Genomic DNA, 18,971 nt, shown 5'->3' on the forward strand with positions numbered 1-18,971 from the left:
AAGATATCGGTTATTACTCTCAGCTTCTCAGTCGGCTTTTGCCGAATTAAAGCTGTTGAAGACTGCGTAACTTCAGTGAATAAAATACACTTATCTAATTTATTCACCCTGTTCGCAGTTATTTTTTAGCCCTCGTTACAAATAACCCTCAACAGAGTTTCTATCTTAGCCCTTTTGCCTCTAACTTAGATGAACGTCAACAACATATTCTATCTATATTTTAGTAGTAAGTACATTGTTGTGACTTTGATAGCTCGCCCTACTGCGAGGATAGTCAGTAGCAAGCATTAAAATCTTCAGAAAACTATTCAGACGAGCAAGATAGTTTTCGACATTGACTGTATCGAGTAAAGATTATGAATAAATTTCCCCCTTCTGTTGCCAAAACTGGCTATATGCCACCCAATCACTTAACTCAAGCCAATGCGTCAGCATACGAGTTAGGTTCGATGGCGGTTTTGTCGCAAGAGGTTGCTTTATCAACACAAGTTGAGCTAGCGGTGCGTCAGTATTTTAAAAACTTAGGCGACCAAAAAGCCTCAAACTTGTACGAAGTCATGCTTCATCAACTTGAACGACCTTTATTAAAGGTGGTATTAGAGCAAACTCGTGGTAACCAAACTCGTACTGCTGAAATCTTGGGTCTAAATCGTGGCACTTTGCGTAAAAAACTCAAAACCCATAACTTAATGTAAACCAGTAAGTTATTTTTATAAGTACCCAAACAAAATTAAATACCAATATGATGACCCCACCCCACCCCAGCCCTCCCCCTGTTAAGGGGGAGTTAGAGGGGGTTAATGAAGTTATAATTTAAAATTGTTCAGTTACTTAATAAATTAAATCAGCAATAAGACTTTGCAATTTTGGGCGTATGCAATACCTCCCTCCCAATTGTCTTATTGCTAGTTTAAATAAGGATAAATAATCTGAATTTTCTTAAGTCGTGCCATAACAATCAATATTATAAACCAATTTTGTTTCAGTATTGATTCTATATTAGGTTTATCCAGTATTCATTTAAAAAATTTATTAGCTATTTTAGCGGTTTCATTATATCAGTTGTGTTACAATACGTTATACAATGGTATCAGAATAGTCAGTGATTCACTGGCTATTTTGTTTTTTAATTGATGGCTGTTTTTTATTGATAGCTCAAGTTACGGTGAATGTTGATATGAATCAATCGTATGCGTTATTGTCGGTATCTGACAAATCTGGTATTGTGGATTTTGCCAAAGGGTTATTGACCCACGGTTTTCGCCTACTTTCAACAGGTGGCACTTATAAACTACTCAAAGACCAAGGCTTAGACGTGACGGAAGTCGCTGATTATACTGGCTTTAGCGAGATGATGGACGGTCGTGTCAAAACCCTTCATCCCAAAGTGCATGGCGGTATCCTAGGTCGCCGTGGTGTGGATGATGCGATTATGGCAGAACATGGCATCGACCGCATTGACATGGTAGTCGTGAATCTGTACCCATTTGCCCAAACCGTTGCCAATCCGAACGTCACCAAAGACGATGCCATCGAAAATATCGACATCGGTGGCCCAACCATGGTGCGTGCGGCCGCCAAAAATCATGAACACGTCAGCATTATCACCAGCCCCAATGACTATGCCACGATTTTGGGTGAATTGACGGCTAATAAGGCAATTTCGGCACAAACTCGCTTTGATTTGGCTGTCAAAGCCTTTGAACATACTGCCCATTATGATGGGATGATTGCTAATTTCTTGGGTAATCGCTTGCAAGGTTTTGATAAAGCAGAACAATTTCCTCGCACCTTTAACATACAAATGGATAAAGCCCAAGATTTACGTTATGGCGAAAATCCACACCAACAAGCCAGTTTTTATGTCGAAAAACCCCCTGTTGCTTCTCAAAACAGCACTGGTAAACTTGAAGCCAGTATTTCAACTGCCAAACAATTGCAAGGCAAAGAACTGTCGTACAACAACATTGCCGATACCGATGCTGCCCTCGAATGTGTCAAATCGTTTGATGCCCCTGCCTGTGTGATTGTCAAACACGCCAATCCTTGTGGTGTCGCCGTTGACAATGATTTGACCCAAGCCTACCAAAAAGCCTTTGCCACTGACCCAGAATCTGCCTTCGGTGGGATTATCGCCTTTAACCGTGAACTGGATGTCGCTACCGCCAAAGCCATTGTTGACCAACAATTTGTTGAAGTCATCATCGCCCCAAGCGTAGCAGAGGGTGTACTAGAAGTCACGGGTAGTAAAAAGAACGTGCGTGTATTGGTGTGTGGTGAATTGCCAAAACCCAGCGAACGTCAGCCACAATTTGACTTTAAACGGGTGACAGGCGGTCTGTTGGTACAAGAGCAAGATTTGGGCTTGATTACCCTTGATGACCTCAAAGTCGTGACCAAAGTACAGCCGACCCCAGAACAATTAGCTGATTTGCTATTCACTTGGAAAGTGGCAAAATATGTCAAATCCAATGCGATTGTATATGCTAAAGACCAACGCACCATTGGTGTGGGTGCAGGGCAGATGAGCCGTGTTAATTCGGCTCGTATTGCAGGGATTAAGGCAGAACACGCAGGGCTGTCGCCTGTGGGTGCGGTGATGGCATCGGATGCGTTTTTCCCATTCCGTGATGGCATTGATAATGCCGCCAAAGCAGGCATTACGGCGATTATCCAACCGGGTGGCTCAATGCGTGATGATGAAACCATTGCGGCAGCGGATGAGCATGGCATTGCGATGGTGTTTACAGGCATGCGTCATTTTAGACATTAATTTTTGAGAAACTTAAAAAAGCGAAATTCAAATGAATTTCGCTTTTTCATTGGTGAAGAAATAACACTAATGTTCGCTTAATGCCAATTTTCGACAAATATCCAACATCCGATTGGCATAGCCCCACTCATTATCATACCACGCAAACACCTTAAACAAGCCAGTCCCCTCGCCTGCCCCTGTCTGCATAGTCTGCAATCCATCCACGATGAGCGAAGCCGATTCATGGATAAAATCACTCGACACCAACGGCTCATCGGTATAACCCATAATTCCTACAAAATTCTGTTCACTTTTTTGCTTTAACAAGGCGTTAATCGCCTCCACCGAAGTCGGTTTGGCAAAGCTAAAGGTCACATCAATCCCTGCCACATCAATGGTCGGCACACGAATGGAATAGCCATTGATTTTACCAATCATCTTGGGCAACACACGCCCCACTGCATTGATACTGCTTGAGGTAGTGGGAATGATATTATGCCCAGAGGCTCTGGCACGGCGTAGGTCACGATGCACTTGGTCAAGCACATTTTGGTCAGCCGTCACCGCATGAATTTCGGTCAGCATGGCGGACTGTACGCCAAACGCTTCATCCAGCACCGCTAGCAACGGCACAAGGGCTTGGGTGGTACAAGATACCCCTGACAAAATTGGCTTATCACGGCTCAATTCATGGTCATTCACGCCCAGCACAATACTGGCATCCACACGGTCAAACGGAGCCGCCCCCACGATGACTTGCCTTGCCCCTGCGGTGATATGTTGATACGCCTCGTCATAACTGCGAAAGATGCCTGTACTTTCAAGCACAATAGCCACACCCAATGCTTGCCACGGCAACTGACTGGGATTCGGCTCATGCAAAATCGCCATCGCCTGTTCACCGTGAGGGGTGGTAATATGTAACTGGTTGTCTACCACATCCGCCACAATCGGAAAGCGTGTGTCTAATCTGCCATGTGTACTGTCGTATTTAAGAAGATGAAGCAACGTTTCGGCATCGGCAAGGTCATTGATGGCGACAATTTGGAGGCTATCTTGTAGGGTGGCATCTTGGCAAAGACGTTCAAAATAGGCTCGTAACACATTGCGTCCAATGCGTCCAAAACCATTGATGGCGATGTTTATTTTTGCAGGTTTTAACATACGTTCCTTATGTTTATTGAGTCACAAACAACAACGCCAAACGAATATCGTTATAGCCATATTTTTCACCAATTTTGTTAAATATCGGTCGGATTTTAATATGCCCCTGTTCGTCTTTATCTTCATCACGGTCGGCTTGTTTTACGCTATCATAGGCTTGTTGCACAGGGGCAAGCCACTCATCATCTGGGCGAATATGCCCCAATGGTAAATCCTCAAAATGGCGTTGCAGACTGGCAATATGATTCATAATGGTGGATTGGGCAAGTTTACGCACATCCGCAATCTCGGCAATACTTAGGCTTTCTTCCAGTAAGGCTTTGGTTTCAAGTAACGTTTGACTTAGCCCATCTTCGCTGACTTCATCAAATTTTTTGACCCGTTGGACTTGTTGTTGGCGTTGTTTAAGGGCTTTATTGCGTTGCTCAATGCGTTTTTCGTAGGCTTGAATTTTGGCTTTATCAAGCGTGCCTCGACTTTGAATGATAAAGGCTTGCTGTGCGTCTTGAATTTGGGTGGGCGTTTGTTGTAAAAATACGCTCGCCTGTTCATCTGATAATGCTTGAAAGCGTCTATCCGCCCCCCTCGCCAAAGGGTCTAGCTGTAAGCTTAATTCATTTAATCCCAATAATTGCAAACCCGATAAATGCTTGAGGCGTGATAATGCCACATAGCCCTGCCCTTTTTCAAAGGCTTTGGACAAATCAATCTCGGCACTATCCAACGTCATGCCTTGGCTTTTATGAATGGTAATCGCCCATGCCAACGTCAACGGCATGTGGTAATAGGCAGCAAGAATTTCGCCCTCTTCATCATCAATTCGCCAAACATCATATTCTACGGTGACTTTACGTCCATCGACCAACTCAACCAATGGATAGCGTTGCTCACTCAGTTTTAGCTCACTGGCTTTGCTTGCGGAAATGGCTTTAGTTGGTAATTGCTCTTCGGTGTCAGATTCGGTGATAGTTGACGTTTGGGTTTCAGTTTCGATTTCATCTTTAGAAACAGAGTTAAGGTTTTTCTCATTCTCTTTCTCTTTCTCTTTCTCAGCCTTAGCTTCGCCTTTATCAGTGGTTTTCGCCTCGCTACTAATCGCCACAAAATCCACCACCGTCCCCATCGTGCCATTGGACACATTGAGTTCACTGTTGTTTTTGATAAACATGACTTTTGCCCCCAGTTTGAGGGTCAGTTCTGGGGTATTGCGTACGCCTTTTTTAAGCGTTTCGACCAGTTTTTCATCGCCCTCACCCCAGCCATAATAGGTTTGGGCAGACGTATCAAGGCGTGCCAATTCTTGCTCATTGATACTTTGTACATTGACATTATGGGTAAATAGGCGTGTGCGGTGATGGGTAAGTTGGTGCTGAGTAGTCGCCAATAACGCAGGCATGATATTTTCATCAAAATCTTGCTGGCGAATTTGGTTTAAAATTGCTGTCAAATCCAAACCGTGATATTCATTACCGACCACATTATCACCATGCAGGGGGCTTTTTTGGCGGTGTTGTTCGGTTAAATAGCAAATTTGCAAATCCGCATCAAGCCACGCCTGTGCCATAAAAGCAAATTTATCTCGATTGGTTTCTTGTGGTTCACCGACAGGCGGTAGCTGAAAAAAATCCCCTGCCACCAATAACTGCACGCCCCCAAAAGGTGCTTCACTCTCTCGAATGGCTTGCATCACCTGATTCACCATGTCAAATTGCTTGCGGTGCAACATGGAGATTTCATCAATCACTAGCACTTTGGTGGTTTTGATACGTTCGACCACGTTGGGGCGTTTTTTGATACGAGCGAGGTCTTGGGCGGTGAGTTCGTCAGCGATGCCAATCCCTGCCCAACTATGAATGGTCATGCCGTTCATGTGGGTGGCGGCGATACCTGTACTGGCAGTGACAGCGACCGTCACGTCCCTTGCTCGTAGATAATGCAGATATTGATTGATGGTATAGGTCTTGCCAGCCCCTGCCGAGCCTGTCAAAAAGACGTTTTTGCCAGTTTTTAGAATATCGAGTGCGGTAGATTGTTTCATGGGAACTTTCTAAGCATAAAAACTGTTAATATATCCCTAAACCTTACCTAACGCAATGCGTTATTGCTGAGAAATAATAAGGGCGTAATCAATACGCCCCTATTATTTTACCAAATCTAATTTTACAACAAAATCCGCCGTGGGTCTGCCAATAACTTCGCTACATAGCGAGTAAACACGGCAGCATCCGCCCCATTAATCACTCGATGGTCATACGACAAGGATAACGGTAACATCAAACGAGGCTCAAAGGTTTGTGATGCTTCGCTCCAACGTGGTTGAATCGAAGATTCTGACACACCCAAAATCGCCACTTGAGGCCAGTTGACTAGCGGTGTGAAGTAAGTCCCACCCAAATTACCTTGGCTTGAAATGGTAAATGATGCACCTGTCAATTCTTTGGCAGAAAGCTTTTTATCACGGGCTTTTTTGGCAAGCTCACCGATTTCGATGGCAAGTTGTTTGATACCTTTATCTTGCACGTTTTGAATCACTGGCACGGTCAAACCATCGTCCGTGGCGACAGCAAAGCCCATATTCACAGTTTTGCGAATCAATATTTCGGTATTATCATCGCTTAAATGGCTGTTAAATTTAGGGAATTGCATCAGTGCGTATGCTGTGGCTTTCATAATAAAAGCAAGAATCGTGAGGCTCACGCCTTGTTTTTTCATTTCTTCTTTAAGGTCGCTACGCATCGCTTCGGTATCGGTGATATCCGACAAATCAAACTGCGTCACCTGCGGTAAATAGGTGTTGTAAGTTAGTTGCGGAATTGATACTTTTTGCAGACGGCTTAACGGCTCACGCTCAATCTCACCCCAAAGCTCAGTTTTGCTCATGTCTGGCAAGTTTGGCAAGCTAGCACGCCCTGTTCCTGTCATCGTAGCAACCGTAGGACTGGTCGTGTTGAGGGTTTGCATACGTTGTTTGACATAAGCAAATACGTCATCTTTGACCACACGCCCTTTGTCGCCTGAGCCTTTAACTTGCCCAATGTCCACACCGAGTTGGCGTGTAAGTTTGCGTACCGCTGGGCCTGCATATACATTGGCATGGGTCGCATTGATTTGGGCTTCGTTGAGCATTGTGTCTGCTTGGCTATTTGTGGCAACTGGGGCTGATGGGGCAGTCGTTGCCACTGGCGTAGCAGTTTGGCTCGCTGGTGGGTTCACCACAGGGCTAGCAGTTTGTGTTGCTACATTCGCATTGGCGTTAGCATCCGTATTAACACTGGCACTGCCACTGGCAATAATGACAAAATCTTGTCCATTTTTGACCGTATCGCCTGTTTGTACCAAAAGTCTGACAATCGTCCCTGCTATAGGGGCAGGTACTTCAACGGAGGCTTTGTCGGATTCCACCAATACCAACGGCTGGTCAGCGGTGACACTATCACCCACTTTCACTAGCCATTCACTGACTTGAGCGGTATCCACCCCAAGGTCTGGCAAGGCATGGCTAGACTCAGTCGGTGTGGTGGCGACTGGCTCGGCTTTGATTGGTTCGGCTTTTGGTGCATCCACTGCGACCACAGGTGTTGATGCCACAGCTGGGGCAGAACTTGGGGTCACGGTAGCATTAGCATTGTTGGCACTGGGTTGATTGTCACTGGCTTGGGTCGCCACTTCAATCAACACATCCCCTTCTTTGACCTTATCACCAAGATTGACCAAAATTGCGGTGACTGTACCTGCCACACTGGCAGGCACTTCAACGGAGGCTTTATCAGATTCAAGCAATACAATGTTATCGTCTAGGGCGATGGTGTCGCCCACTTTTATCATAATTTCGCTGACTTCGGCACTGTCCACGCCTAAATCTGGGACTTTAATTTCCATGTTATTATCCTTAAAATTTATTCTGGCTTGTCATTTAGCACAAGTGCATCGGCTTTATCTTCCGCTTTACCTTCGGTTGAGATGGCTTCATCATCTTCTTCCACCAATTTTGGTACAGGTTTTGGGGTAGGGGCAAGCGGTGCTGGGGCATCAGGGAATGCGTCAATTTGTGGCTGTGGGTACCATGCAGGCGATACATCGGTATCAATGCCAAAACTGGTAATCGCATCTTTGACCAAACGGGCCTCAACTTCCCCTTCATCTGCCAATAGTTTTAAGGTGGCTACCACAATATGTTGGGCATCGACTTTAAAGAAGCTACGCAACTGTTCACGGCTGTCCGAACGCCCAAAGCCGTCTGTTCCTAAGGTGCTATACGGACGTTGGTCAGGTAGCCATGCACGGATTTGCTCAGAGAAGGCTCGCATATAGTCGGTGGCAGCCACTACGATGCCTTCATGTTGTGCCAATTGTTCTGTTACCCAAGGCACACGTTGCTCATCCAATGGGTGCAAGCGATTGTATTCATCACACGCCATCGCTTCACGAGTCAATTCGTTAAAGCTGGTGGCACTCCACACATTGGCACTGATATTAAATTCTTCGGCAAGAATTTTTGCGGCTTTTTGTACTTCACGTAAAATCACCCCAGAACCCAGTAATTGCACTTGTTTTGAGCCATTATCTTCCAACAAGTACAAGCCTTTTTTGATGCCTTCTTCGACATTTGGTAATTTTGGCAACGCAGGTTGTTCGTAGTTTTCATTCATCAAAGTGATGTAGTAATAAATACGTTCACCTTCACCATACATACGGCGTAAACCATCGTGGATAATCACTGCCAATTCATAGCCATAGCAAGGGTCATAGCTCACGCAGTTTGGCACGCTGTTAAACAAAATCAGTTGATGTCCATCTTGGTGTTGTAAGCCCTCACCATTTAGGGTCGTGCGTCCTGCCGTGCCACCCATCAAGAAGCCTTGAGCTTGACAATCACCAGCCGCCCACGCCAAATCACCCACACGTTGGAAGCCAAACATCGAATAATAAATATAAAATGGAATCATCGGCAACGCATTGACCGAATAACTGGTCGCCAATGCAATCCACGCACTCATTGCCCCAGCCTCATTGATGCCTTCTTCTAGCATATGTCCGTTTAACGCTTCTTTATAGCCCATCAAGGCTTCGCTGTCTTCTGGGGTATAGGTTTGCCCTGCTGCCGAATAAATACCCAACTGACGGAACATCCCTTCCAAACCAAAGGTACGAGCCTCATCTGGCACGATTGGCACGACACGTTCTTGGATGGCTTTATTTTTGAGCATCGCTCCCAACAGACGCACGAAAGTCATGGTGGTAGATTGCTCTTTACCGCCACTACCTTGCAACACTTTGTCAAAAATATCAAGGCTTGGAATCTCTAGCGGAATATGCCCACTACGGCGATTTGGCAGATGACCACCTAACGCTTCACGGCGACCTTTAAGATATTTGGCTTCAGGTGAGTCAGAGTCTGGTTTATAAAATGGTAACTCGTCTAGTTGCTCATCACTAAATGGCAATTCGAAACGGTCACGGAAATACTGCAAGGCTTCCTTATCTAACTTTTTGATTTGGTGGGTTTTATTTACCGATTGGGCTTGCGATGATAAACCATAACCTTTAACGGTTTTGACCAAAATCACAGTCGGTTGCCCTTTGGTTTTCATCGCTTCACTATAGGCGGTATAAACCTTGAGGGGGTCATGTCCACCACGGTTTAAATGACCAATTTCTTCATCCGTCAGCGTATCAGCAAGCTCTTTGAGCTCTGGGTATTTACCAAAAAACTGCTGACGCACAAAAGCTGGGTCACGAGCTTCATATAGCTGATACTCACCATCCACCACTTCTTCCATACGTTGTTTTAACGCCCCTGAGGTATCTTTGGCAAGTAGCGAATCCCAATTACCACCCCAAATCACTTTAATCACACGCCAGCCTGCCCCACGGAACACGGATTCAAGCTCTTGGATGATTTTACCGTTACCACGTACTGGGCCATCAAGGCGTTGTAAATTACAGTTAATTACCCAAATTAAGTTATCTAATTTTTCACGTCCTGCCAATGAAATTGCACCTAAGCTTTCTGGCTCATCGGTTTCACCATCACCCAAGAACGCCCAAATTTTGCGGTCTTCTTTTGGCAATAGCTCACGGTTTTCCATGTAACGCTGAACATGGGCGTGATAAATTGACATGATTGGGCCTAAACCCATCGACACGGTAGGGAATTGCCAATAGTTTGGCATCAAATAAGGATGCGGATAACTGGATAAGCCTTTACCACCAACTTCACGGCGGAAGTTTAGTAATTGTTCTTCGCTTAAACGCCCTTCCAGGAACGAACGGGCATACATTCCGGGGGCACAGTGACCTTGATAATAAATCATGTCACCGCCAAAATTCTCACCGGCCGCTCGCCAAAAATGGTTAAAGCCTGTTTCGTATAAGGTCGCACTGGAAGCAAATGACGCTAAATGCCCACCCAAATCATCGCCTGTTTTGTTGGCTCGAATTACCATTGCAAGGGCATTGTAACGGATTAACGCACGAATTTTACGCTCAATACCTAAGTTACCAGGATAAGTTGGTTGTTCTTCGACTGGAATGGTATTGACATACGCTGTATCTAGGCGATTTAAAAATACGCCTTGTTGCACCGCTTTATCATATAAGGCTTTCAGCAAAAACTTTGCTCGGGTTTTATCATTGTGTTTAATGACGGATTCAAAGGCATCAAGCCATTCTTGGGTTTCTTGATTGTCAGCATCATTGTAATACTGCATACAAATTCCTTTTTATTAGTAGTGGAAGGGAATGATTGGTTTGAATAATTCAACCAAACGACATTAAATTATGTGTCAAATATTGTACTACAATTATATATTTCGGCGTTTTTCTATTATTTTGCTAATCATTTATTTTCGAAATACCTAAGGTTTGATTTGAGGAAATAATTGCTGTAATGTTGACATTAATTAAATTGATACAAAATATTGATAAATGTGTAACAAGTCAGCTAAACGGCATTGTTAAAATAGCTAAAAGTTACATTAACCAAACTTTTTGTAATTAAATCCTATTTTTTACCAAACATTCATTTTGTTGGAATCCTGTATGTCATACCCACGCCCCCATCACCACGCAACATTCACCTCAACCCTTAGCAAAATTGCCTTGGCAACAGGGATGGGTTCTCTAATTGTTGCTTGTAGCACCACCCCAACACCGCAACCCAATACTACTGTAGAAGCATTTCCCCCCATCATCACAACCCCCACCCCTCAACCAATGCCTACGCCTACAGTCACCCCAACAAAATCTTATGCCAGCTTCGCCAGTTGGCAAAACGATTTTGTCGAAAGAGCCTCCGCTAAGGGCTATAACCGCAATGATGTACAACGCCTAATGAGCATGGCAAGCTATAATGCACAAGTGGTATCACTGGATAAAAATCAAGCTGAATTTGTAAAAATGCCTTGGGAATACATTGATGGAGCGGTATCAACCAGCCGTGTCAGTGGCGGAAAGCGTAACTTTGTCGCAAACAGTGATATGCTCACACGCATCGAAAATCAATATGGCGTACCTGCTTCGATTGTTACAGCAATTTGGGGCATGGAATCTTCGTATGGGGCAGGCACAGGCAGTAGCTCATTACCCAGTGCATTAGCCACTTTAGCCTATGATGGCAGACGACAAAACTTTGCCGAAGAGCAATTATTAGCCTTATTGACCTTGATTAATCGAGGTGATATCCAATGGTCACAACTCACAGGCTCATGGGCAGGCGGTATGGGGCATACCCAATTTATTCCTACTACATGGCTAAAAGAAGGGGTCGATGGCAATGGCGATGGGCATAAAAATCCGTGGAATCGTGAGGACGCACTCGCCTCGACTGCTAGCTACCTAAAAAACTCAGGTTGGCAACGTGGTATGGCATCTTTTTATGAAGCCAAACTCCCCAATGGTTTTGATTATCGTCAAGTGGGACAAAAAAAATCCATCGCTGACTGGCAAAAACTTGGCGTACAAGTGTTAAGTAATGCCCCAAGCTACGCCACCGCCGAACTATGGCTACCTGCAGGCAAAGATGGTGCAAGCATTCTATTGACCCAAAACTTCGATGCCATCAAAACTTACAATAACTCCAACAACTATGCGATGGGGGTCAGCCTATTGGCACGTGCCATCATCGGTCAATCTGGGTTACAGCAAGACTTCCCACGCTACGAAAAACCCCTTAGCACCTACCAAGTACGCCAATTACAGCAACGCCTCACCAGTATGGGCTATGATACCAAAGGCAGTGATGGTGTGATTGGCACAAACACCAAATTGGCATTCCAACGTTGGCAAGCGGGCAATGGGCAAATTGCGGATGGCTTTATCAGCCAACGTACTGCCAGTATGTTAGCCAATTAATACCAAGTTTAGAATGCAAAACAGGGCGTAATGATTACGCCCTATATCTCAAAGCATGACTGTGGATTTACAGTGAATTAAATCAGAAATAATATTGTGAGATGTTGGGCGTATGCAATACGCCCCTACAAAATCTGTCTTATTGTTAATTTAAATAACTATAATTCACCATACATAATCCCTATTTCTAAATTTAGGAATTAGGGAGCATACACTACTTCAACGCCATCATCATCAAAACCATCATCGTCATCATCAAAGTCATCACCACCCAACGCACGCCCCTCACGTTCAGCTTTACGTTTGGCACGGTAGGCTTCTTTTTGCTCTTCGGTATTGGCACGCACTTCGGCTTCGAGGCGTTCAAAGCGTAAACGTTGACTTTCAGCGAAGTCTGGGTCTTGCTCTTCTAGCTCTCGTTCTTGCTCGATTTCATTCATCAAATGCCATACCACCGCATCCACGCCTTCCCCTGTCAAAGTCGAAGTACGGAACACCATGCCAGTCCAACCCAGCTCTGCCACAATATGGGTACAAAGCTCGTTTAACTCTTCTTCAGGCACTTGGTCAACTTTATTCAAAATCAGAATTTGCGGTAATTTTGATAATTCTGGCGAGAATTTTGCGAGTTCATTAAAAATCACTTGAGCGTTCTGCACTGGGTCACTGCCGTCAATCGGCTGTACATCGACAAGATGCAATAATCGGCGAGTGCGAGCCACGTGCTTTAAGAAGCGAATGCCAAGCCCTGCCCCTTCCGATGCCCCTTCAATCAAGCCGGGAATATCCGCCATCACAAATGAGCGACCCACGCCCACATCCACCACGCCAAGGTTTGGCACAAGGGTGGTAAATGGATAGTTAGCAACTTTTGGTTTGGCAGCCGATACTTGACGGATAAAGGTGGATTTACCTGCATTTGGTAAGCCAATCAAACCAACATCCGCCACCACTTTTAGCTCAAATTTTAACACTTTGAGTTCGCCTGCAAAACCAGGGGTGGCACGTCTTGGGGCTTGGTTGGTTGAAGTTTTGAAATGAGTATTACCCTGACCACCATCGCCACCTTTGGCAATCATGGCGGTTTGTCCTTTTTTGGTCAAATCGGCTAACACTTCACCTGTTTCGGTATCGACCACAGTTGTGCCAATCGGTACAGGTAGGTAGATATCATCCGCCCCTTTGCCCGAACAGTTTTTTGCACCGCCATTTTCGCCACGTTTGGCATCATAACGGCGTGTAAAACGGTAATCTACAAGGGTGTTGGTGTTGTCGTCACAGATGACATACACGTCACCGCCTTTACCACCGTCACCACCATCAGGGCCGCCTTTGGGGACATATTTTTCACGGCGAAAACTTACAATACCATTACCGCCATCGCCTGCTTTGACGGTTACGACTGCTTCATCAATAAAACGCATACTATTTCTACAATTAAAAGTTAAAATTGGGGGTTATTTTAGCATAATTTATAGGGTTAATTTTGAGAAAAATGTTTTTATTCAAAGTAACGATGATATGAATGCACAATCACCATGACCAATATGATGAGTAAGATGACAATTCGTATTTTTTTAAACATAAAGGAGAAAGCCCATGATAAAAAAGACAGCCAAAGTGACTGTCTTTTTTGAGTTTAGCAAAAATGTTTAACCATTTTTTGCCATTTTTTCTGCCACACGAATCACTTGCGTGCTGTAGCCCATTTCGTTGTCATACCATAAGTACATGGTAGCACGGTTGTCAGTGGCAAGCGTTGATTTGGCATCCCAAATCGCCACTTTTTCACAGCCCACAAAGTCGGTTGAAACCGCTTCGTCTGAATCTGAATAAGCGATTTGCTCTTGCCATTGTTCAGTTTCAGTCGCTTGTTTGATAAAGGCATTCAATTCTTCTACTGAACCCACTGGATTTTTGAAGTTCAAATTCAAAATCGCAAGGCTCACGTTTGGTGTTGGTACACGTACTGAGCTACCAGACAATTTACCTTTTAGCTCTGGAATGGCTTTACTGACGGCTTTGGCAGCCCCTGTACTGGTCATTACCATATTTAAGGTAGCTGCACGTCCACGGCGTTCGGCTTTATGGTGGTTATCTACCAAGTTTTGGTCATTGGTGAACGCATGGATGGTTTCCATGTGACCGTTTTCGATGCCAAATTTATCGTTTAATAGTTTCAACGTTGGGGTAATGGCATTGGTGGTACAGCTTGCCGCTGATACGATGGTATCTGTACCGATAGTGTCACAGTTGACGTTATAGACGATATTTTTAATATCGCCTGACGCTGGGGCAGTCAATAGGACTTTTTTCGCACCTTTTGATTGTAGGTGTTTGCCAAGACCTGCTTCATCTTTCCATTTACCTGTGTTGTCGATGACTAACGCATTGTCGATACCATAAGCAGTATAGTCGATTTCGCTTGGGTCAGAGGCATAAATCACTTTAATAAAACGACCGTTGGCGATGATACCGCTATTTTCTTTATCAGCGACAACCGAGCCGTCAAACCAACCGTGTACCGAATCACGCTCTAGCAAACTGGCACGTTTTTCCAAATCACCATCACCTGCAGGTCGCACCACAATGGCTTTTAGCTGTAGTCCTTTATCAGAGGCAGGACGGCTCATCAATAGGCGAGCCAAAATACGTCCGATACGCCCAAATCCGTATAGCACCACATCCGTGGTCGGCACGGCTTCACCATTGTTAAAATCATCAGCCGTTTTGCCATTTTTGATGGCTTGACCCAAGTCAAAGCTCACATCACGCAAGCCCTTAGTTGCCAACGCTTGAGCCAATGCAAGACTTGCGTTGATGTCAATATTTTGTTGGGTATGCTGTGCCAATACTTTGGCAACATTAAACGCCACACGCTCACCAAAAAAAGTCACGCTATTGTCATTTTCTGCCAAGTTATTTAGGGCAACCAATAGCTCAGTTGCAGTCTTTTCTTGGGCTTTACGAGTGGTCAAATGGTCTTGATAAATATTAGCAGACATACAGTCACCTTTAGGTTAAGGGTCAAAAAAACTTACGATAAAATCAATACACACACGAAAAATAGGCAAAAACGCTCGGCTAATGGCAAAACCCTAGCCAAAAATAAACGCCTAAATTGTAGAACAAAATAGCTATTTTGGCAATTTGAATTGCGGATTTATTCAGCAAATATCACGGTTTGCATGAATATCATCATCATTGTTAAACGGCATTTTTATTATGACAAAATCTATAAAAAACCGATGAAATCACATGGTTTATTCCCCCAAAATTGAGTATAATACACGGTTAATTTCATTAATCATTTTGCAAACTTGCTCGTTAATTTTGTCAAAAATAACGTGACTTTCTATTAAATTTTAATGACGCACCCTTTATTATGGGCGTATGCAATGCACCCCTACGGTTGATTAAAAATAGAGATAGGTTTGCAAAGTGATTATTTTCTTTCATCAAAATCAAGTATAAATTCTTGATTATCAAAGGAAATTATTTACCATGCGTGAATATTCACTTTTTACCTCCGAATCGGTCAGCGAAGGTCATCCAGACAAACTTGCCGACCAAATCTCCGATGCCATTCTTGATGCCATTCTTGAACAAGACATCCATGCTCGTGTGGCGTGTGAAACCCTGACCAAAACAGGTGGCGTTGTACTGGCAGGCGAAATCACCACCACTGCCAATGTTGACTTTGAAAAAATCGTGCGTGATACCGTGCTAAAAGTCGGCTATAACAGCTCAGACTTGGGTTTTGATGGGGCGACTTGTGCGGTCATCAATATGCTTGGCAAACAATCGCCAGAAATCGCTCAAGGTGTTGACCGTGCCAAACCCGAAGAACAAGGGGCTGGCGACCAAGGCTTAATGTTTGGCTATGCCACCCATGAAACTGATGTTTTGATGCCTGCACCGATTCAGTTTTCGCACCGTTTGATGGAGCGTCAAGCCGAACTACGTAAAAATGGCACATTGCCTTGGCTTCGCCCAGATGCCAAAGCCCAAGTCACTGTGCGTTATGATGGCAATAAACCTGCCTTTGTTGATGCGTTGGTGCTATCAACCCAACACGACCCAGGCATTTCACAAAAGGATTTGCATGAGGCGGTTATGGAAGAAATCATCAAAAACGTGATTCCTGCCGAAATGCTCCACAAAGACACCAAATTTCATATTAATCCTACAGGGTTATTTGTGATTGGCGGACCTGTGGGTGATGCAGGTTTGACAGGTCGCAAGATTATCGTTGATACTTATGGCGGTATGGCTCGTCATGGTGGCGGTGCTTTCTCTGGTAAAGACCCATCAAAAGTTGACCGTAGTGCCGCCTATGCAGGGCGTTATGTTGCCAAAAATATCGTAGCCAGTGGACTTGCTGAACGTTGTGAAATCCAAGTCAGCTATGCCATTGGCGTTGCCGAGCCGACATCAATTTCAGTAAATACCTTTGGCACTGGCAAAATCAGCGATGATAAAATTGTCGATTTTATCCGTGAGCATTTTGATTTACGTCCGTATGGTATCACTCGTATGTTAAACTTATTACAACCCATGTACGAACAAACCGCTAGCTATGGGCATTTTGGTCGTCAAGGTAGCGAAACCGCCTTTACATGGGAACGTACCGACCGAGCCAATTTATTAAAAGCCGATGCAGGTTTATAATTGCTTTATCTTTATAAAGTGGTAATGTAAAAATAGTCAGTTCTATTAGCTATTTGAATCTCCCCCAACCCCCTCTTTATGAAAGAGGGGGCTTTCTCAATAGGTAAGTGTAATATTAGGAAAAAAGTCCCTCTTGTTTAAAGAGGGATTTAGGGAGATTAAGATTTGTAAGGTGCGTTTGTCGCACCTTTTTATGGTCGTTTAAATTAGTAATAAGACGGATTTTGTAGGGGCGTATTGCATACGCCCAAAATCTCACAGTATTATTCCTGATTTATTTCACTAGATTGATGAGTGTAAAATTTATGACAGCAGACAACAATCAAGTCACCGAAGAAATGAATGCCTTTTATGAGCGTGCGGACGAGTTTATCAAGCTTGCCAATGAATTACGCACTGATGAGGTTCATGCAGGAAAAATCAACGCTTCTATGCTATATGCTGTGGCTCGCTTTAGTGCATGGACGGCGGCGACAGGCTTTGTCAAAGGCAGTGACTATGCCAAAGAAAAAGCCGATATTATCGAGCATTTCACCAAAAATTTCGAGCGTATGCTATCAGACAACATTGATGACTACGCCGAAAACTTTCAAAAATATATGCAAATTGGACAAGAGCATGACCATGACCACTAACCCTGTGCGTATGCCATTTGGCAAAGTCATTGGCTTGACATTTGCTAGCTCCTTGCTATTGACCACACAAATAAGCCATGCCAAAAGCGATGTCGAAAAAGCAGGCGATGTTTTATCCCTAGCGATTCCGACTGTTGGGCTAGGTATGGCAGTTGCCAAAGATGATAAAGCAGGCGTTAAACAACTTGGCTACACGCTTGCCAGTAATTTGGTGGTGACTCAAGGGCTAAAATATGCCACCAATGACACCGACTGGGGCAAACGTCCAAATGGTGAGGATTATTCCTTTCCTTCCTTTCACACCAGCAATGCCTGTGCAGGGGCGACTTTTATCGGTCAACGCTATGGCTGGCAATACGGTAGTATGGCGATGTTGCCAGCGACTTATGTCGGATGGTCACGTGTGGATGCCAATCGACACCATACACGAGATGTAGTGGCAGGTTGTGCCATCGGTATCGCCAGTGGTTTATTACTAACCCAACCGTATGATAATACAATGATTACCCCTTGGTATGAAAATAAATCATTGGGATTGTCGATTAGTTCACAGTGGTAAGTAAGTGGACAAATTTAAACGATAAAACCGTTCGTGGTAAGCTTGTCGAACCTGAGAAGCACTGCTTCTCAAGACGAGCCTAGCGAAGTGGGTTTTCCGCTACCCTTCGACAAGCTCAGGGCGAACGAAAGACCATTAATAATTTTTTCCCTTTACTTAGGCTATTTAAATAACCGATACAACATAAACCCAATCAATGCCATTACCAACACAATCACCCCCACTCGCCACACCCACCGAGGTATCAAAGGGACTTTGATATTTTCTGCTTTTAAGTGACCCTCTAAGCCTTGTTGCAAGCCATTTAAGCCACTCACAGCATTTTGCGGTTGAGTGGTTGCATTATTTGGCATGACAGACACTTCATACGTATCAATCTGATTTTTTGCCTCTTCCATACTAATCCCTTGCTCTTCGGCATGGGTTTTGATAGCGATAACATAGTTTTTTTTATCCACCAATTGACGAATATGACTGGGCAATGGGGCAGTTTTAGTGGCTTGGCTCATGGGCGATTCTCATAACGTGATGGCTTATTATACCAGTCAAGCCATACCAGTCAATGTCATCAGCGTTAAGCTATCGTCACATGAAACCTTATAAAAATGTAACTTTTTGTAAATAAAAATCCCTATTTCATTATGCTTTTTTACCCTGTTATTCAGACTTTATATAGCCATTTGCTAAAATATGTGAAATTAGAAATATATTATTTATATTTTGCATAATTATAAATTATCTTGCATTTTGTTAATAAAAATTAAACAAGACAAAGGTATTTTTTATGGCTATACTAAGTAAAGATTACATTTTACCCCGTCACTGCTTTAACACA

13 protein-coding genes are annotated in these 18,971 nt (G+C 44.0%); 6 read left to right on the forward strand and 7 right to left on the reverse strand.

Annotated features, from left to right (window positions below; all coding sequences use genetic code 11):
- The first annotated feature begins 449 nt into the window (after positions 1-449).
- Both ACK1U4_RS03155 and purH read left to right on the forward strand, forming a co-directional pair.
- Positions 450-695, forward strand: a complete 246-nt coding sequence (locus tag ACK1U4_RS03155) for a helix-turn-helix domain-containing protein (protein ID WP_419400067.1) — start codon at positions 450-452, stop codon at positions 693-695.
- Positions 696-1,177: 482 nt separating this feature from the next.
- Positions 1,178-2,773 carry a bifunctional phosphoribosylaminoimidazolecarboxamide formyltransferase/IMP cyclohydrolase gene (gene purH, locus ACK1U4_RS03160; protein ID WP_419400068.1) on the forward strand — a complete coding sequence of 532 codons (1,596 nt, stop codon included), beginning with the start codon at positions 1,178-1,180 and terminating at the stop codon, positions 2,771-2,773.
- Between the two features lie 66 nt (positions 2,774-2,839).
- On the opposite strand, the gene ACK1U4_RS03165 is transcribed toward purH, so the two are convergent.
- The 4 genes from ACK1U4_RS03165 to aceE form a co-directional block, all read right to left on the reverse strand.
- On the reverse strand, positions 2,840-3,919 hold the full coding sequence (locus ACK1U4_RS03165; RefSeq protein WP_419399921.1) for a type I glyceraldehyde-3-phosphate dehydrogenase: 1,080 nt from the start codon (positions 3,917-3,919) through the stop codon (positions 2,840-2,842).
- Positions 3,920-3,932: 13 nt separating this feature from the next.
- Positions 3,933-5,957 carry an AAA family ATPase gene (locus tag ACK1U4_RS03170; protein ID WP_419399922.1) on the reverse strand — a complete coding sequence of 675 codons (2,025 nt, stop codon included), beginning with the start codon at positions 5,955-5,957 and terminating at the stop codon, positions 3,933-3,935.
- Between the two features lie 122 nt (positions 5,958-6,079).
- Entirely contained in the window at positions 6,080-7,798 is a 1,719-nt protein-coding gene (locus tag ACK1U4_RS03175) for a 2-oxo acid dehydrogenase subunit E2 (RefSeq protein WP_419399923.1), read from the reverse strand.
- Between the two features lie 17 nt (positions 7,799-7,815).
- Positions 7,816-10,629 (reverse strand): pyruvate dehydrogenase (acetyl-transferring), homodimeric type, encoded by a 2,814-nt coding sequence (gene aceE, locus ACK1U4_RS03180; RefSeq protein ID WP_419399924.1) that lies wholly within the window; start codon positions 10,627-10,629, stop codon positions 7,816-7,818.
- 331 nt (positions 10,630-10,960) lie between these two features.
- Between aceE and ACK1U4_RS03185 the strand changes: the two genes are divergently transcribed.
- Positions 10,961-12,271: a lytic murein transglycosylase gene (locus tag ACK1U4_RS03185; protein ID WP_419399925.1), complete on the forward strand. Its 1,311-nt coding sequence runs from the start codon at positions 10,961-10,963 to the stop codon at positions 12,269-12,271.
- 200 nt (positions 12,272-12,471) lie between these two features.
- Here ACK1U4_RS03185 and cgtA read toward each other — a convergent pair whose 3' ends face one another.
- Both cgtA and ACK1U4_RS03195 read right to left on the reverse strand, forming a co-directional pair.
- Entirely contained in the window at positions 12,472-13,695 is a 1,224-nt protein-coding gene (gene cgtA, locus ACK1U4_RS03190) for an Obg family GTPase CgtA (RefSeq protein WP_419399926.1), read from the reverse strand.
- 228 nt (positions 13,696-13,923) lie between these two features.
- Positions 13,924-15,276, reverse strand: a complete 1,353-nt coding sequence (locus ACK1U4_RS03195; protein ID WP_419399927.1) for a glyceraldehyde-3-phosphate dehydrogenase — start codon at positions 15,274-15,276, stop codon at positions 13,924-13,926.
- A 499-nt stretch (positions 15,277-15,775) separates the two neighbouring features.
- On the opposite strand from ACK1U4_RS03195, the gene metK reads away from it, so the two are divergent.
- From metK to ACK1U4_RS03210, 3 genes are all read left to right on the forward strand, one after another.
- The gene (metK, locus tag ACK1U4_RS03200) at positions 15,776-16,942 is read left to right on the forward strand and encodes a methionine adenosyltransferase (protein ID WP_419399928.1); all 1,167 of its coding nucleotides are present in this window, start codon (positions 15,776-15,778) and stop codon (positions 16,940-16,942) included.
- Between the two features lie 305 nt (positions 16,943-17,247).
- A complete protein-coding gene (locus ACK1U4_RS03205; protein WP_419399929.1) occupies positions 17,248-17,577 on the forward strand; it encodes a DUF3144 domain-containing protein in 330 nt (109 codons plus the stop codon).
- On the forward strand, positions 17,561-18,136 hold the full coding sequence (locus ACK1U4_RS03210; RefSeq protein WP_419399930.1) for a phosphatase PAP2 family protein: 576 nt from the start codon (positions 17,561-17,563) through the stop codon (positions 18,134-18,136). Before ACK1U4_RS03205 ends, ACK1U4_RS03210 begins: the two co-directional genes overlap by 17 nt.
- Positions 18,137-18,297: 161 nt before the next feature.
- On the opposite strand, the gene ACK1U4_RS03215 is transcribed toward ACK1U4_RS03210, so the two are convergent.
- Positions 18,298-18,645 carry a hypothetical protein gene (locus tag ACK1U4_RS03215; protein ID WP_419399931.1) on the reverse strand — a complete coding sequence of 116 codons (348 nt, stop codon included), beginning with the start codon at positions 18,643-18,645 and terminating at the stop codon, positions 18,298-18,300.
- Positions 18,646-18,971 lie beyond the last annotated feature (326 nt).

The organism is Moraxella sp. TY6 (assembly GCF_048551375.1).
Classification (GTDB): Bacteria; Pseudomonadota; Gammaproteobacteria; order Pseudomonadales; family Moraxellaceae; genus Faucicola.

Bases quoted from the DNA above. Each gene is read 5' to 3' on its own strand.
- ACK1U4_RS03155 (WP_419400067.1), top strand. From the start codon at position 450: ATGGCGGTTTTGTCGCAAGAGGTTGCTTTATCAACACAAGTTGAGCTA.
- purH (WP_419400068.1), top strand. From the start codon at position 1,178: ATGAATCAATCGTATGCGTTATTGTCGGTATCTGACAAATCTGGTATT.
- ACK1U4_RS03165 (WP_419399921.1), bottom strand. From the start codon at position 3,919: ATGTTAAAACCTGCAAAAATAAACATCGCCATCAATGGTTTTGGACGC.
- ACK1U4_RS03170 (WP_419399922.1), bottom strand. From the start codon at position 5,957: ATGAAACAATCTACCGCACTCGATATTCTAAAAACTGGCAAAAACGTC.
- ACK1U4_RS03175 (WP_419399923.1), bottom strand. From the start codon at position 7,798: ATGGAAATTAAAGTCCCAGATTTAGGCGTGGACAGTGCCGAAGTCAGC.
- aceE (WP_419399924.1), bottom strand. From the start codon at position 10,629: ATGCAGTATTACAATGATGCTGACAATCAAGAAACCCAAGAATGGCTT.
- ACK1U4_RS03185 (WP_419399925.1), top strand. From the start codon at position 10,961: ATGTCATACCCACGCCCCCATCACCACGCAACATTCACCTCAACCCTT.
- cgtA (WP_419399926.1), bottom strand. From the start codon at position 13,695: ATGCGTTTTATTGATGAAGCAGTCGTAACCGTCAAAGCAGGCGATGGC.
- ACK1U4_RS03195 (WP_419399927.1), bottom strand. From the start codon at position 15,276: ATGTCTGCTAATATTTATCAAGACCATTTGACCACTCGTAAAGCCCAA.
- metK (WP_419399928.1), top strand. From the start codon at position 15,776: ATGCGTGAATATTCACTTTTTACCTCCGAATCGGTCAGCGAAGGTCAT.
- ACK1U4_RS03205 (WP_419399929.1), top strand. From the start codon at position 17,248: ATGACAGCAGACAACAATCAAGTCACCGAAGAAATGAATGCCTTTTAT.
- ACK1U4_RS03210 (WP_419399930.1), top strand. From the start codon at position 17,561: ATGACCATGACCACTAACCCTGTGCGTATGCCATTTGGCAAAGTCATT.
- ACK1U4_RS03215 (WP_419399931.1), bottom strand. From the start codon at position 18,645: ATGAGCCAAGCCACTAAAACTGCCCCATTGCCCAGTCATATTCGTCAA.